This window comes from Aliarcobacter cryaerophilus ATCC 43158 (assembly GCF_003660105.1).
In the GTDB taxonomy this organism is placed as follows: Bacteria; Campylobacterota; Campylobacteria; order Campylobacterales; family Arcobacteraceae; genus Aliarcobacter; species Aliarcobacter cryaerophilus.
On sequence record NZ_CP032823.1, the window covers coordinates 1393932 to 1411125 of the forward strand.

Here is a 17194-nt window from a genome sequence, read left to right on the forward strand (position 1 = left end):
TATGATTAAAAAACAAGGAAATTTAAATGTATAAAGATATTATAATATCTCTTGATATTATGCAAAAAGAGGTTTATGACAAATTTATGTCATTTAGTCATTTACAATTTAAACCCGCAGATGAGATTTGGAATTATTATCCAAAAACAGGTGCTGGAAACTATAACCCTAAAACTATGTTTAATGAAGCACCTATTGCAGAAACTTTTTTATTACTAGATTATTTAAAAAATAAAAATATTAAACCTGTTTTTTGGTATAACTCCTCTTTGTTTATTTACAATAATGATTTATATAGCATTAAAGGAGCAAAAGAGATTGTCAAAATTGACTTAAAAGATACATTATTTGTATCTTTAAGAGAAGCCTGGTCTCATCCTTTTTTCAGTATTTTAGAACAAATTTTAGAACAAAATAGTGGAAAATTAGCAAAACCAAATAAAAGTACTATGATAAACAATGGTTGTATGAATAAATTTTTTGCTTTGAATGAATTATTTAAAAAAAGAGAAGAATTTATAGGAGATTTTATCCTTCCTTATAATATAAAACAAAATGAGATAGAAGTTTTTCTTGAATTTATAAAAGAAAAAATGGGTTCAAAAATTGTATTAAAATATGATTGTATTCAAGAAGGTAAAGGTGTAATATTTAAAGATATAAACAAAACTAATAGTTTTGAGCAAATTAAAGAGATATTAAAATTTAATAAAATAAAAGGGAAAGAAGTATTAATAACACCTGCATATGAAATAAAAAGAGAATATAGATGTTATTTTACAAATAATATTAATGGTAAAAATGTATATTCAATAAAACAAAGAGTAAATTCAGATCAAATAGATGTTTTTGAAAAAGAGAATATTCAAATATATAAAAATATTTCAGTAAAGTGGCATGAAGTAAAATACAATAGCGATATTTTTAAATTTGGTGAAGAAATTACAAAAGAAATGTTAGAGTTTATGAGTTATGATACTGGTTGCTTGGAGTTTGCTCAAACAAATGATAACAAAATTGTATTTTTTGAAGTAAATCAAATGGCTGGACCACTACCATTTGAAGGGGAAGATACTTTAAATATGACAAAATACTATTTTAGTATTTTTGATGAAATGTTTAAATAATCTTATTTTTAACTTAATAAAATATAAGCTAAGCAAAAGATGCCTAGCTTATATATTTTACATTGTATCATGGTCAATAGGTATAATTACAGAAGAAGCTAATTCTTGATGTTGTTGATTATTATTTATTATATCAAATGGTGATTCACCTTGTGGCTCATTTTTACCTGTCTCACTACTACTAGATTCTTCTTTTGGTTGAGAACTTACTATATTTGAAAGATCTATATTATCACTTTCATCAGCAACCATATCGCTTAAATTTAATTCACTATTACTAGACAATAAATCACTTGATAAACTTTCTGACTCTTTACTTGAAGCTAATTCTAAATCTAAAACAATATCTTCAAATGAAGCAAAAGTATCTTCTGAGCTATTCATAACAGCTGGAATAATATCAGCATCCAATCCACTAATAGAAACTCCTTCTTGTTCTAAATTAGGAGCTTCAGTTACAGTTAAAGAAGTTGGCATATCAATTACTTGATTAAATTCCATAGATGCTACATCAGAGCCATTAACAACAATCGACATTCCAAACTCTGAAATATTTATTCCTATTTCATTTGTAGGAGAATTTTGTAATTCATTACTCATATCATATGACAATTCTTCGCTTGATAAATTATTTTTAACAATTAAAGTTGTTCCTTTTTCATCAAAATTAAATGAGAAAATATTATTTCCTTCAGGAGATTTTACTTCAAATACAGTTATTGCCTCGCCAGCTGTTGAAGCTGTTGTAACTAAAGTAGTAGTTAATAAAATAGATGGTGGAACAGATACTGAAGTTGTTTCTTCAGGCTTAAACTCAGTTATTACATTTTCTGGAACAGTACTCTCTTCTACTGAATCAACTGTTTGCTCATCCGTTGTACTCTCTGATACTGCATCAGTTGTTTGCTCAGCTTTTGCTTCTACATTTACTACTTCATCTGTTGTATCTTCTGCTACTGCATCTATTGTACTTTCTGGTATTGAATCTGTTGTATCCTCATCTACTGTACTCTCTGGTACTTCTGCTACTGTTTGTTCATCATTTGTACTTTCTGGTACTTCTGCTACTGTAGATTCTGGTACTAAATCTATTGTTTGTTCATCTGTTGTACTCTCTTCTACTGAATCAACTGTTTGCTCATCCGTTGTACTCTCTGATACTGCATCAGTTGTTTGCTCAGCTTTTGCTTCTACATTTACTACTTCATCTGTTGTATCTTCTGCTACTGCATCTACTGTACTTTCTGGTATTGCATCTGTTGTATTCTCATCTACTGTACTCTCTGGTACTTCTGCTACTGTTTGTTCATCATTTGTACTTTCTGGTATTGAATCAACTGTTTGCTCATCCGTTGTACTCTCTGATACTGCATCAGTTGTTTGCTCAGCTTTTGCTTCTACATTTACTACTTCATCTGTTGTATCTTCTGCTACTGCATCTACTGTACTTTCTGGTATTGAATCTGTTGTATCCTCATCTACTGTACTCTCTGGTACTTCTGCTACTGTTTGTTCATCATTTGTACTTTCTGGTACTTCTGCTACTGTAGATTCTGGTACTAAATCTATTGTTTGTTCATCTGTTGTACTCTCTTCTACTGAATCAACTGTTTGCTCATCCGTTGTACTCTCTGATACTGCATCAGTTGTTTGCTCAGCTTTTGCTTCTACATTTACTACTTCATCTGTTGTATCTTCTGCTACTGCATCTACTGTACTTTCTGGTATTGCATCTGTTGTATCCTCATCTACTGTACTCTCTGGTACTTCTGCTACTGTTTGTTCATCATTTGTACTTTCTGGTACTTCTGCTACTGTAGATTCTGGTATTGAATCAATTGTTTGCTCTGCAATTGCATCAGTAGTTTGTTCATCTGTTGTACTCTCTTCTACTGAATCAACTGTTTGCTCATCCGTTGTACTCTCTGATACTGCATCAGTTGTTTGCTCAGCTTTTGCTTCTACATTTACTACTTCATCTGTTGTATCTTCTGCTACTGCATCTACTGTACTTTCTGGTATTGAATCTGTTGTATCCTCATCTACTGTACTCTCTGGTACTTCTGCTACTGTTTGTTCATCATTTGTACTTTCTGGTACTTCTGCTACTGTAGATTCTGGTACTAAATCTATTGTTTGTTCATCTGTTGTACTCTCTTCTACTGAATCAACTGTTTGCTCATCCGTTGTACTCTCTGATACTGCATCAGTTGTTTGCTCAGCTTTTGCTTCTACATTTACTACTTCATCTGTTGTATCTTCTGCTACTGCATCTACTGTACTTTCTGGTATTGCATCTGTTGTATTCTCATCTACTGTACTCTCTGGTACTTCTGCTACTGTAGTTTCTGGGACTTCTGCTATCGTTTGTTCTGCAATTGAGTCAACTGTTTGTTCATCTGTTGTACTCTCTTCTACTGAATCTGTTGTTTGTTCATCTGTAGTGTCTTCAACTAAATTAGTATCTCCTAAAATGCCATCTGAAAATTTAATAGCATCAAAATTGTTGATAGTTAATGACATATTAGCAGGACCTTTTATTTGACCACTAAATACTCCATTGTTTTCATTTAAAGAATTGAAATTATAATCTGACATTTTTCCTGGTAACACAAGGATATCATTTCCTCCTTGTACATTTACATTCACATTTTTTCCAGGATTTGTTTCAAAAATAACTGTATTATTACCACCACCCAAATTAATATTAGCATCATTTGAATTTTGTTTTACTACGAATAAATCATCGCTATTACCATTTATATTGAATGATGAAGAATTGATATTTTTAAAAACTAAATGACCATAACCTCCTCCATCATTTTGATGATTTTTTCCATTAGCTATTTCTAAAGCTTCTGTCAAGTTATTTGCGTTAACATTATTTGCATTTCTACCATCACCATTATATTCAAATGAAGTTGATTTTGTATCCTCACTTACTGTATCCTCTGGAACTTCTCCTACTGTTTGTTCATCTATCGTATTCTCAGGTACTTCTGCTACTGTACTTTCTGGTACTTCTGCTACTGTTTGCTCTGCAATTGAATCAACTGTTTGCTCATCCGTTGTACTCTCTGATACTGCATCAGTTGTTTGCTCAGCTTTTGCTTCTACATTTACTACTTCATCTGTTGTATCTTCTGCTACTGCATCTACTGTACTTTCTGGTATTGAATCTGTTGTATCCTCATCTACTGTACTCTCTGGTACTTCTGCTACTGTTTGTTCATCATTTGTACTTTCTGGTACTTCTGCTACTGTAGATTCTGGTACTAAATCTATTGTTTGTTCATCTGTTGTACTCTCTTCTACTGAATCAACTGTTTGCTCATCCGTTGTACTCTCTGATACTGCATCAGTTGTTTGCTCAGCTTTTGCTTCTACATTTACTACTTCATCTGTTGTATCTTCTGCTACTGCATCTACTGTACTTTCTGGTATTGCATCTGTTGTATTCTCATCTACTGTACTCTCTGGTACTTCTGCTACTGTTTGTTCATCATTTGTACTTTCTGGTACTTCTGCTACTGTAGATTCTGGTATTGAATCAATTGTTTGCTCTGCAATTGCATCAGTAGTTTGTTCATCTGTTGTACTCTCTTCTACTGAATCAACTGTTTGCTCATCCGTTGTACTCTCTGATACTGCATCAGTTGTTTGCTCAGCTTTTGCTTCTACATTTACTACTTCATCTGTTGTATCTTCTGCTACTGCATCTACTGTACTTTCTGGTATTGCATCTGTTGTATCCTCATCTACTGTACTCTCTGGTACTTCTGCTACTGTTTGTTCATCATTTGTACTTTCTGGTACTTCTGCTACTGTAGATTCTGGTACTAAATCTATTGTTTGTTCATCTGTTGTACTCTCTTCTACTGAATCAACTGTTTGCTCATCCGTTGTACTCTCTGATACTGCATCAGTTGTTTGCTCAGCTTTTGCTTCTACATTTACTACTTCATCTGTTGTATCTTCTGCTACTGCATCTACTGTACTTTCTGGTATTGAATCTGTTGTATCCTCATCTACTGTACTCTCTGGTACTTCTGCTACTGTTTGTTCATCATTTGTACTTTCTGGTATTGAATCAACTGTTTGCTCATCCGTTGTACTCTCTGATACTGCATCAGTTGTTTGCTCAGCTTTTGCTTCTACATTTACTACTTCATCTGTTGTATCTTCTGCTACTGCATCTACTGTACTTTCTGGTATTGAATCTGTCGTATCCTCATCTACTGTACTCTCTGGTACTTCTGCTACTGTTTGTTCATCATTTGTACTTTCTGGTACTTCTGCTACTGTAGATTCTGGTACTAAATCTATTGTTTGTTCATCTGTTGTACTCTCTTCTACTGAATCAACTGTTTGCTCATCCGTTGTACTCTCTGATACTGCATCAGTTGTTTGCTCAGCTTTTGCTTCTACATTTACTACTTCATCTGTTGTATCTTCTGCTACTGCATCTACTGTACTTTCTGGTATTGCATCTGTTGTATTCTCATCTACTGTACTCTCTGGTACTTCTGCTACTGTAGTTTCTGGGACTGTATCTTCAGCAACTTCTTGGATAGTTTGTTCATCAACTTCAGGGAATGGAACGTCTATTGTACTCTCTGGTGTAACTTCAGGATTTTCTGTTGTTTCTTCAGGATTTTCTGTTGTTTCTTCAGGATTTTCTGTTGTTTCTTCAGGATTTTCTGTTCCAGCATCTGCAACTAAAGGATTTTCTTCTGCAACTGGTGCATCATCAAATAGATTTAAAATTTGCTCTTCATCTTCAAGAACAAAATCAATAGCATTATTTGAAAAATTTATATTATCTGGGTCTAGTTGTTCAGTTCTTACAAAACCTTCAGCTTGATTATCTAGTAATCCCGCTCCTTCAAGATTTGTAGCTAAATTTTGAATAACATTTTGAGCTAAATCATCGTCTCCAATTTGTACATCTTGAATATCAAATTCACCTGTTTGAAAGAAGTTTTCATTTAAAGTTATTTGAACAGGTCCTTGAACTTCTATCTCTCGCCCATCATCAAAAATAATTCTAGCAAAATCACTTATTGTTAAGATTCCACCATTTTCAGATATAGGATCTTTTTCTTTTAAAATCTCTTCACCATCATTTAAAGAAACCAAGCCTCTAATATCAGCTATTCTCGCTATACTTGCCATAATGTACTCCTATTTCGAATTTATCTAATTATATTAATTAAAAATAGAAGTTTTGTAAATTATACTTTGGTATAAATTGTATAAAATAGATTAAATTAAACTATTTTGTACGAAGTTTATCAACAACATAATCTTTTTTACCATCAAGGACAACTTGACCATCTTCCATAACAATAATTCTATCTGCTAGAGATAAAAGAGATGTTTTATGAGTTACTAAAATCATAGTTTTACCTTTTAGGTACTCTTTTATATTTTTCATAAATTTAGATTCAGTTGAACTATCCATAGCACTTGTTGGCTCATCTAGTAAAACTATTGGGTAGTCTTGTAAAATCGCTCTTGCAATTGCAATACTTTGTCGCTGACCACCTGAGAGGAAAGCACCTCTCTCACCTACTGGCATATCAAAACCTTTTGGATGTTTATTAATAAAATCCATAACTCCACTTACAGTTGCTGCTTCAATAATTTTTTCATCATCAATATGAGGTAGCCTATAAACAATATTTTCTTTAACAGTTCCATTAAAAAGTAGTACATCTTGAGAAACATAAGCTATATTTTTTCTTAGTTCCGTAGGGTCAAGTTGTTTTGTATCTATATTATCAATCAAAATAGCACCTTCATTTGGAACATACAAAGATAAAAGTAGTTTATGGATAGTTGATTTTCCAGAGCCTATCTTTCCTATAATTGCAATATGTTCCCCTTCATTAATAGTAAAATTAATATTATTTAAAGTTGATTTATCTGAATTTGGATATGTAAACCCTACATTTTTAAACTCTATATTTCCTCTATATTCTGGTCTTGCTACAAATTTCTTACCTTGAGGATGTTCAACTGGCATGTTCATAATATCATCTAAAGCTTTATATGAAACCTTTGTATGATGAAAAGTTGATAAAAGACTTGCTACTTGACCCATAGGTGAAATAGCTCTTGAAGATATAATAACAACAGCAATCAAAGCACCCATAGAAATCATCTTTTCACCAATTAAATATGTTCCTACAATAATTATAGCAACAGTATTTAACTGTAATAAAAATGAAGTTACTGTTGTAATAGATGCAGAAATAGTTTTTGAAGAGATACTCTTATCAGCTATTTGAGAGGTTGCTTCTTCCCACTTCCACTGTGAATATCCAGTTGCTCCCAAAGATTTTAAAGTTTCAATAGAAGATAATGACTCTATTAAAACTCCATTTTTCATTGAAGCTGCTTCATAAGATTGTTTAATGCTATTTTGTAATTTTTCCTTTGCATAAAGTGTATAAAATACAATAAAAATTATTATTATAATAGGAACAACAACTAAAACTCCACCTATATAATAAATAGTAATTAAAAAAATAATTATAAAAGGTAAATCTATTAATAAAGATATTGTTGAAGATGTAATAAAAGACCTAATACTTTCAAACTCTTTTAGAATGTTTGCCATAGAACCAACAGATGATGGCATAGATGACATTTTCAAGTCTAAAACTCTTTCAAATATTAAAGAAGATGCAATAATATCTGTTTTTTTACCAGCTGTTTCTAAAAAATAAGTTCTTAAAAATTTCAATACAACATCAATTCCATAAACTATCAAAACTCCAATTGATAATATCCACAATGTATCTTTTGCATCATTTGGAATAACCCTATCATATACATTCATCGTAAAAAGAGGTGTTGCTAAAACAAAAATATTAATCAGTAGTGAAGCTATAATAACATCTCTATAAGTATCTCTTACAATTTTCATTGTACCCCAAAGCCAGTGACTTTCCTTTACATCTCCTACAGTTAATTGTTTATCATCAAATCTAAGCTCTTTTTTTAATAAAATAGAAAAACCAAAATAGTATTTTTTTAACTCTTCTATAGTAACACTATTTTCAACATCTTCAGCTTCAGGTAAAACTATTCTTGCATTTGCCATTTCATCATCAAAACCTAATAAAATACAAGCCCTAAGTTCATCTTTGGGATTTTTACCATTTAATAAAACAATACAAGGAAGTACTAGGGGATTTATATCTTCTAGTTTTGTTTTTAACACTCTTGTTTTAAATCCAGCCTTTGCCGCAGCTCTTGAAAAAAGTGATTTTGAACTAAATTTCGAAAATAAAACAGGTGAGCTATGTCCATCTTCTATTGGTAAACCTGCAATTAAAGACTCTTTAGAGTAAGGTCTTCCACTCATTTTACAAAAAATTGCTAAACAATCCAATATAGGATTTTCTATATACTCTTTAACTTTAATATCTTTAAAAATATCATAATGCATTAAATTAAATCCCTTATTTTATATTATTTTTTAATATTTCATTTATTTTAGAATCGTTTTTTTCAAATATTTCTTTATCTTTTTGATCTAGTATCTCATCTGATAAAATCCCAATTGAATCTAAAATTCTATAATGAGCTAAAAGTAAATCATAAGTTGTAGTGATTACATTTCTTTTAGTAGATATATAATCTAAATGAGCATCAACAACACTACCTAAATCTCTAGTTCCTAGAGTAAATTCTTGATAAGTAGCATCCAAAACCGCTTTTCTAGTTTTTACAAATTTTTCTAATTTTTCTAATTTTTCAGAATTTAAAAGATAACTATTCCATGATAAAGCTAATTTATTTGATATTTGTTGATTTGTTTTTTGTAATAAAATTTTCTTTTCTTGGATTGTTTGAAGTAGTTTTTTATTATTTGCAAAATCCTTACCACCATTATATAAATTATAAACCAACTCAAGACCAACTTTATATTCATTTGAAGTATCCATATAGTTCTCTTTATAACTTGCATCATTTAATCTATAAGTTGCAACTAAATTTACATTTGGATGAAATGATTTTAACTCTCTTTTTTGTTCAAAAATTGCTACATCTATATTTTTTAAAGATACCATAACCGATGGATGATTCAAAAATGCATAACCTAAAGCTTCTTTTTGTGTATTTGGAAGATTATATGAAAATATTGGATGTGTTAAAGAAGAAGAAATAAATTCTTCTTGAATATTGTCATACAAATTTTGTGTAGCATCTGCTAAACTTAATCTATCAATTGATAAATTTACACTACTCTCTTCTAAATTTCCTTTTGCTCTTTCATACTCTAATTTTGTTCCATACCCCATCTCAACTTTTCTAGATGTTTTATTGTACATATCTTCACTCATGTTATATGATTCATTTGATAAATCTAACATTTCATTTGTTTTTAAAACATTGATATAGTTTTGGACATATCTTAATGCCAACTCATTTTGAAGCTCTTTTAAATAAAATTTTGCACTTTCATATCTATTTTGTTGAATCTTTTTTTCATATGAAGATTCAAATCCATCATATAAAGGTTGGTTTAATCTAAGTAAATATTCATCTTTTGATTCTAATCTTCCATTTTTAGGAGTATATGAGTCCCTTGAAGTTCTTGAATTATCAGCACTTGCTTCAAAATTTATTGTTGGGTAAAATAATCCATTTGCTATGTCAATATCATATGCTATTTTTTTTAATTCGTTTTCTCTAACAAGAACATCTGGATTATTTGATAAAGTTTTAATAAATCCATCTTTCAAAGAAAATGCATTTAAAAAACCAGATAAAAAGATTAACAATATAAATAAAATTTTAAACATATAAATCCTAAGCAATATTTTTAACAAAATTGTAAATATTGTACCTAAAATCACATATATTTTTTGCTTTTTTATGAATAAGCTTTTAATCCTAATTAACTTTCACTTAATTTCTAGCACTTTTTTTTGCATGATAAAGTAAATCATCAGCGTGTTTACATATTAATACCATTGATAATGTTATGTGGGTGTCAAACAAAGTACTACACTGGAAAGTTAAATTTTAAAAATATTAAAATTATATATCATTTTTATAATAGAAAAATTCTAAATTAACTTTATTATAATATCTACAATAAGTTTTATAGCTAAAATTGTAAGTAGTGTTTTTAGAATAATTGTAAATTTTTTACCATCTATTAAATTCCTTACTTTTGTTCCAACAAAACTTCCAAATACAGCTCCGAAAATCATAGTGATAATAATCCAAATAAAATCAAAAAATACAAAACCAAAATAGATAAAAACAACAACTTTAAGTAAATGAGTTATGCTCATCAAAGCAGCTCCAGTTGCTACAACTTTATCTTTATCTTCATAATCTTTAAACAAAAGAGTCATAGTAAGTGGTCCAGTAGCACCAACAACCATAGAAAGCCCTGTTTGAAAGAATCCAGCTAAATAGTAATTTTCATATCTTTTAATCTTTTCATTAAATTTTGTACTCCAAAGTGAAAGCAAAATATAAACTCCAATAAAAAGTGGAACATATTCAAGCGAAATAAAACTCAAAACTCCAGCAAATAAGCCTATTCCTAAAACTGAACCTATTAAAAACTTTGGTATTACTTCATATTGAATATCTTTATACCCAAAAAAAGCACGGCTTATATTGCTACTTACTTGAGTAAGTCCATGAACTGGAATAAGTGCATTTAGAGGTAAGAATGATGGTAAAATTGCTATTAGCATCATTCCTCCTCCTATTCCAACAACAGCTGCAATAACTGAAGTTAAGAAAGTAATAACTCCTAAAATAATTTCTGTTGAAGTTAAAATAGAAATAAATTCTGTCATATATTTTTCCCAATAAAAAGATTTCTTAAAATACCAAATAAAGGCTTTATTATTGAAATATAGTTATACTTTGAATTAAAAAAAAAGGAAAAAATATGAAATTATTGCTTATTATTACTATATTTTTATCAAATTTATTATTTGCAGATTCAAACTATAATAAAAATTATAGTGGTAAAATAGATATGCACGGTGGAAAAAGTGAAAACCTTTTAAATGATAAAAACAGTTTATCAAATAAAGATTTTAAAAATATTGGTATAAATAAACCAACAACACCAACACAGCCAAAAGAGCCATCAAACTTAATAAAAGATATAAAGGAAATTAGAAAATAATGACAAAAAGATATAAATTCATCTCTTGGAATGTAAATGGTATCCGAGCAGTTGATAAAAAAGAGGCTCTTAAATGGGTAGATGATTACAATATTGATATTTTAGGAGTTCAAGAGACGAAATCAATGAAAAATCAAATTCCAAAAACAATTTTTAATAAAGAGTTTAATTTTAAAACTGCTAGTGAGTCAGCAATAAAAGGAAGAAGTGGAACAGCCCTATTTTCAGATATTAATACTACTTTTGATTGTACTTGCCCTAGTGTTGATATTTTAAATGAGGGACGAATAAATGAAGTTCATTTTAATTTAGGAAACAAAGATATAGCATTTTTTAATGTATATTTTCCAAATGGTCAAAGTAAGGAAGAAAGACTTAAATACAAAATGGAGTTTTATGATAGATTCTTAAAACATTGTGAAAATTTGAAAAAAGATGGAAAATCAATAATTGTTTGTGGAGATGTAAACACAGCTCATACTGAAATTGATATTGCACGTCCAAAAGCAAATGAAAATACAAGTGGTTTTTTAAAAATGGAGAGAGATTGGATAACAAAGTTTTTAAATCAAGGATATATTGATACTTTTAGACTAATACATGGTGACTTAAAAGACAAATACTCGTGGTGGAGCTATAGAGCAAATGCTAGAGAAAATAATGTTGGCTGGAGAATTGACTACTTTTATGTGAGTGAAGATTTAAAAGATTTTGTAAAAGATGCCTATATTTTAGATGATATTTTTGGAAGTGACCACTGTCCTATTGGACTTGAAATTGAGATTTAGAAATTTTTTTACAAATATTAAGGTCTAAAAACCTTTATATTTGTATATTTTCCTTCATCTTTTAAATATTGTCCGTGTAGTTGACTTAAAACACCTTTATCACAATATAATAGGTAAGTCTTTGAGTTATCTAATTTTTTAAACTCTTTTTTTAAATCATAAAATGGTATTTTTAAAACTTCACAAGAAGCTTCTAATATATCGTTACTTTGTCTTATATCAACTACTATTTCATTTTCACCAACAACATTTACAACTTCCAAAGTCCCAACTTCACAAACATCATCTAATACCTCATCAATATTTTTGATTTTTGCATTTTTAATAGCTTCATCTAAAATAGTGTAATCAAACTTTTTTGACTCTTTTTCAACTCTATCATAACTACCAGCAGTTACAGGATTTTGAGATATAACTCCACAATATTCAGGCATTGCTTCTGCAAATTTCTTCGTACCAATTTTTGTTGCAATATCAATAATATCAGGCTTACTCATCATAGCTAGCGGTCTTAAAATCAAAATATCACTTACACTATCTATTAAACTTAAGTTTCTTAATGTTTGACTTGAAACTTGAGCAACGCTTTCACCTGTTATTAAAGCATCAATTTTCATATCTTTCGCAACTTGTTGAGCAGCCATTATCATAAGTCTTTTTAACATAACTCCCATATATGAGGGGCTAATATCTTTAAAAATTTGTCCTACAACATCTTCAAAAGGAATAGTAATAAAAGAGACTCTGTGAGTTGAAGCAAATTTATTCCACAAATACCAAGATACTTGTTTAACTCCAATTTCATGAGCAATTCCACCTAAATTAAAAAATATAAAGTGTGTCTTAAGCCCTCTTTTAATAGATAAATATGAAGCAACAGTTGAATCAAATCCACCTGACATCAAAGATAAAATCTCACCTTGACTACCAAGTGGAAAACCACCTAATCCAGTATATCTTTGTGTAATAATATTTAATTTATTATGTTCTAACTCAAGTTTTATAGTAACTTCAGCATTTCTAAGATCAACACCTTTTGTTTTATTGTGTGCTAGCATATAGCCACCAACAGTTTGCTCAATATCCATAGATTTAAAATCTTGAGTTCCAACTCTTTTTGCTCGTATTACAAATGTTTTATCAACTATTTCATTTGACATATATCTGTTTACTTCAACTTTTATCTTATCTAAGCTATCCATTTCGTTTATTTGTATAGCTTCTAAAACTTTATCTATTCCAGGAGTTTGTAAAAGTTTATCTTTTAAAACTGAAGAAAATTCTAAAGGAGTAACTAGTTCAATTTTATCAAAAAACTTTTTTAAAACTATCTCATTTGAAATATCTTTTGAAAGTTTGTGTAGATTCATTAGAAGTTGATTTAGCATCTGTTTTTTTGCTCTATCACCTTTTATCATAATTTCTGTAAAATATTTAACTATAAATTTTTGTGTTTTTATCTCTTTTTCTATCATTATTTGCTTACCTATATTTTTTTAAGTTGCGATTATACCATTTTTTGAGATAATACAGCTTTTACAATATTTAAAAGGCGAAATATGGCTTTAGAAACTTTAGAAGATTTAGCAAAAGAACTAAAAAATGAAGACAATAAAAATGTATATAAAATCTTTGATGATTTTGTAGAAAACTCAAATTTTAGTGCGGAAGAGCTAGAACAAAAATTGGCAAAAGAATACGACTGTTTTAAATGTGATAGTTGTGAAAAATTTTATTGCTATGATGAGTATTCATTTTTTGATGAAGAGTGTGTTTACTGCTTTGATGGTGAGTGCGACGAGGAAGATGAGTTTTAATCGTTAAACTCAGCTTCAAGCTCATCTTTTATAATCATAGCGTCTATTTGTCTTGATTTTACATTTAATACTTTTGACTCTCCAAAACACTTAACCAAAATTTCATTATCTACTTTTTCTAGTGTAATTTCACCAGCCCCTTGAATCACAAAATCTGTAAAAATTCTATTTGCAACTCTTTTAAAACTAAATTTCTTTGGGAAAATAATAAACTTTGAAGATGTAATAATATATCTAGATTCTGTCACAAAAGAACCTAAAAGTTTATCTCTTAAATCTTCTGTTGTTTTTCCTTGTATTAAATCGCATTTCAAATCTTCATGTAAAAGACAAATCCTATCACTATTTATTTTTACAAAACCAAACTCATTTGGTTTTACTTTCTCTTTATAAAATTTTTTAAAAACCTCAATATGGTCAAATGCGTTTGAAAAAACTATCAAACTCTTATTTGTCCTTGCAAATTTAGCAAAATTACAAACCATTTTTTATTATCCTTATAAAAATATAAAACATAAACTAGAAATTATTGTAGGAATTAATGCTCCTAAAAATAAAAATCTAGGGTCAATAGAGTTATCTTGAAAATGACTTTTTAGTATTGCAGCACCTGCTGGATTTGGTGCATTTGCTATAATAGTCAATCCCCCACCAGTAACAGCTCCGGCAACTAAATAATACTTAAACTCATCACTTAATCCTTCAACTAAAGAACCTAAATAAGTAATAGCAGCATTATCAGTAAATGCTCCTAATGTTATTGCTCCTAAAAATGCTTCTGGGTTACTCAAATTTGATATAATATCTTTTAGCCACCACTCTTGCTGACCACCTAATATTACCAAACCACCCAAAAAGAATGCAACCAAAAGACCCTCCCTCAGCATCAATCTATCTTGATATTGTTGATAAGCATATGTAACTCCCAAGAATAACAAGAATATACTCATAAAAAATGCTGGATAATGTCCAAAATATACCACTAAAAAAAGAAATATAAAGTGAACTAGAATTATAGCAAAAGGTATCTTTTCTCTATCACTAACTGTTGTTCTTATATTAATATTTGAAAGTTCTTTATAAAACAGAACTATAATCAAAATTGTATTAATAAAAGTAATAATAATTGCCTTCCAACCAAAAGTTGTAAACATAAAAATTGTGTCCCACTCCCAAGTTTTTGCAACCATTAAAATAGGAGGTGCTGCAAAATTTGTCAAAGTTCCTCCAACAGATATATTTACAAATAAAGCTCCCAAAGTTATATATTTTAATTTATTTGAAATACCTTGTGAAAATAGTTTATCACTTAAAATTAATGCTGCTAAAGTCATAGCAGCTGGTTCTGTAATCAATGAACCCAAAAGTGGAACTAAACACATTACAACAAAATAAAATGAAGTAGCTCCTTTGAGTGGCAAAATATTTGATACTCTTTTTACTAAAAATAAGACTGTATTTAAAATAGGTCTAGTTGCTGCAATAACCATAATTACGAATACAAACATCGTCTCTTCATAATTTCTGTTATTTACATAGTCCATTGTCTCTTCTTTTCCCAAAAATATAAACATAAATAAAACTAAAATCATAGCCCAAATACCAAATACAACCTCAATCTCTCCAAGAAGATGGAAAAGTCCAGAATGTTTTTCGCTTCTGTGTGCTAAATGTTCAAAATATTTAACTGAAAAAATATGAATAATTGCTAATGCAAAGATAGTAACAGCGATAATTTGCAGTGTTGATGGTGACATATTTTTATCCTTAAAGCAAATTTTGTCCGATTTTACAAAAAAATTATTAATAGTAATTAAACAAAATATATATTTTTTATCTTTTTCTAAAATTTAAACTTTTTAGTAAATCACTTTTAGATATAAATTCATTATCATTTATATCAGCAATTGTTCTTGCTACTTTTAAAACTTTATTTATACTTCTAAATGATAAAGAGTAATTTACTCTAGCTTTTTCAAGTATATCAGAACTCTCGTTATCTAAAATACAATACTTTTTTATATCTTTATCACTTAGTTTTCCATTTAACTCTTTTTGTCCTCTATTTTTTTGTCTTATAAAAGCTTTTATTACACTTTCATGAAGTTCTTTTGAGCTTACGATATTTTTATTATCGCTAAAACTATCATTCATCACTACATATAAATCAATCCTATCTAAAAATGGTTCACTAAGACGATTTTTATATCTTTGTACTTCAAAATCACTACATCTACACTCTTTCATACTTGAAAGTTTATTTCCACAAGGACAAGGATTCATGGCACTTACAAATATGAATTTTGTCTCATATAATATCTTACTATTTACTCTTGATATTAATATCTTATTATCCTCAAGTGGTTCTCGTAAAGCTTCTAAAATATTGCTAGGGAAATGCGGTAACTCATCAAAAAATAGAACTCCGTGATTACTCAAAGCAACTTCTCCCATTTTTGCATTTGAACTTCCTTGTAATTCTCAACAATAATTGCGAATATAACTATTGATATGTATTCTTTTAATCTTAACTTATTTATTAAAAGTTGCGAATAAATTACTAAATATTGCTACTAAATTTATTTACTCAAAAATAAATGCGAGTAGATTTTAAAATAAAAAGATTATCAAGAAATTAATATTATGACTGGTAAATTTCAAGATTATCCTCTTGAAGGTTGGTCTCAAGATAAAATCAATGAACATTTGAGCAAAAAATAACTTTAATATAAAGATAAATTAAAAAATATTGACAAAATAAATATAAGAGTGTAGAATCCTATTAGCAATTAACACTATTAAGTGCTAATTGTAATGTTTTATTTTAAAGACTTGGCGGTTAAAAAATAAAACTTTTAAAAAAAGGTTTTACTTTAATAAAGTAATTATTGGTTTTGCTATGCAATTAACAGACTACAATAACGTATTAAAATATTTTTTAATTATAGTTGATTAAATCTTTTTTTATTCTTTAAATGAAAATAATTTATTACAAATTGTAGCAATTCATATATAAAGGATAAGAAATATGAACAAAAAACAATCTTCTCAACAAATGGCTTCTACTGCATCTCAAGTTTTAAGAGACAAAAATTCTTCTGCAATTCAAAAAGAATTAGCAGGATCTGTGCTTTCTCAATATAGTTCTAATAAACAAACGGGCGCTCAAATGGAAACAACAGCATCAAAAGTTTTAACAAGCGATAAGTATAATGACCTAACAAAAGGGTTAGCAGGATCTGTGCTTTCTCAAGCAAATAAAGAACGATAATAAATATAATATACACA

At 29.1% G+C, this 17194-nt stretch carries 13 protein-coding genes; 5 read left to right on the forward strand and 8 right to left on the reverse strand.

Annotated features, from left to right (window positions below; genetic code table 11):
* Positions 1-26 precede the first annotated feature (26 nt).
* Positions 27-1127, forward strand: coding sequence for a hypothetical protein (locus tag ACRYA_RS06980; RefSeq protein ID WP_105918317.1), 1101 nt, complete (start codon positions 27-29; stop codon positions 1125-1127).
* A gap of 57 nt (positions 1128-1184) precedes the next feature.
* On the opposite strand, the gene ACRYA_RS06985 is transcribed toward ACRYA_RS06980, so the two are convergent.
* The 4 genes from ACRYA_RS06985 to ACRYA_RS07000 all read right to left on the reverse strand — a co-directional run bounded on the left by ACRYA_RS06985 (position 1185) and on the right by ACRYA_RS07000 (position 10963).
* A complete protein-coding gene (locus ACRYA_RS06985; RefSeq protein WP_121443299.1) occupies positions 1185-6302 on the reverse strand; it encodes a midas domain-containing protein in 5118 nt (1705 codons plus the stop codon).
* A 100-nt stretch (positions 6303-6402) separates the two neighbouring features.
* On the reverse strand, positions 6403-8586 hold the full coding sequence (locus tag ACRYA_RS06990) for a type I secretion system permease/ATPase (RefSeq protein ID WP_105918303.1): 2184 nt from the start codon (positions 8584-8586) through the stop codon (positions 6403-6405).
* 13 nt (positions 8587-8599) lie between these two features.
* Complete coding sequence (locus ACRYA_RS06995; RefSeq protein WP_105918302.1) at positions 8600-9946, reverse strand: TolC family protein; 1347 nt, start codon at positions 9944-9946, stop codon at positions 8600-8602.
* Between the two features lie 267 nt (positions 9947-10213).
* A complete protein-coding gene (locus ACRYA_RS07000; protein ID WP_105918301.1) occupies positions 10214-10963 on the reverse strand; it encodes a sulfite exporter TauE/SafE family protein in 750 nt (249 codons plus the stop codon).
* A 95-nt stretch (positions 10964-11058) separates the two neighbouring features.
* On the opposite strand from ACRYA_RS07000, the gene ACRYA_RS07005 reads away from it, so the two are divergent.
* Both ACRYA_RS07005 and ACRYA_RS07010 read left to right on the forward strand, forming a co-directional pair.
* Positions 11059-11301, forward strand: coding sequence for a hypothetical protein (locus tag ACRYA_RS07005; protein ID WP_105918300.1), 243 nt, complete (start codon positions 11059-11061; stop codon positions 11299-11301).
* Entirely contained in the window at positions 11301-12089 is a 789-nt protein-coding gene (locus ACRYA_RS07010; protein ID WP_105918299.1) for an exodeoxyribonuclease III, read from the forward strand. Before ACRYA_RS07005 ends, ACRYA_RS07010 begins: the two co-directional genes overlap by 1 nt.
* A gap of 17 nt (positions 12090-12106) precedes the next feature.
* On the opposite strand, the gene thiI is transcribed toward ACRYA_RS07010, so the two are convergent.
* Complete coding sequence (thiI, locus tag ACRYA_RS07015) at positions 12107-13564, reverse strand: tRNA uracil 4-sulfurtransferase ThiI (RefSeq protein WP_105918298.1); 1458 nt, start codon at positions 13562-13564, stop codon at positions 12107-12109.
* 84 nt (positions 13565-13648) lie between these two features.
* Between thiI and ACRYA_RS07020 the strand changes: the two genes are divergently transcribed.
* Positions 13649-13906, forward strand: a complete 258-nt coding sequence (locus ACRYA_RS07020) for a hypothetical protein (RefSeq protein ID WP_105918297.1) — start codon at positions 13649-13651, stop codon at positions 13904-13906.
* On the opposite strand, the gene ACRYA_RS07025 is transcribed toward ACRYA_RS07020, so the two are convergent.
* From ACRYA_RS07025 to ACRYA_RS07035, 3 genes are all read right to left on the reverse strand, one after another.
* Positions 13903-14391 (reverse strand): hypothetical protein, encoded by a 489-nt coding sequence (locus ACRYA_RS07025; protein WP_105918296.1) that lies wholly within the window; start codon positions 14389-14391, stop codon positions 13903-13905. The two genes, ACRYA_RS07020 and ACRYA_RS07025, sit on opposite strands and share 4 nt — an antisense overlap.
* A gap of 12 nt (positions 14392-14403) precedes the next feature.
* Positions 14404-15663: a putative Na+/H+ antiporter gene (locus ACRYA_RS07030; protein WP_105918295.1), complete on the reverse strand. Its 1260-nt coding sequence runs from the start codon at positions 15661-15663 to the stop codon at positions 14404-14406.
* Between the two features lie 76 nt (positions 15664-15739).
* On the reverse strand, positions 15740-16360 hold the full coding sequence (locus ACRYA_RS07035; protein ID WP_228199734.1) for an ATP-binding protein: 621 nt from the start codon (positions 16358-16360) through the stop codon (positions 15740-15742).
* A gap of 574 nt (positions 16361-16934) precedes the next feature.
* On the opposite strand from ACRYA_RS07035, the gene ACRYA_RS07040 reads away from it, so the two are divergent.
* Positions 16935-17177 carry a hypothetical protein gene (locus tag ACRYA_RS07040; RefSeq protein ID WP_105918294.1) on the forward strand — a complete coding sequence of 81 codons (243 nt, stop codon included), beginning with the start codon at positions 16935-16937 and terminating at the stop codon, positions 17175-17177.
* Positions 17178-17194: the final 17 nt, after the last annotated feature.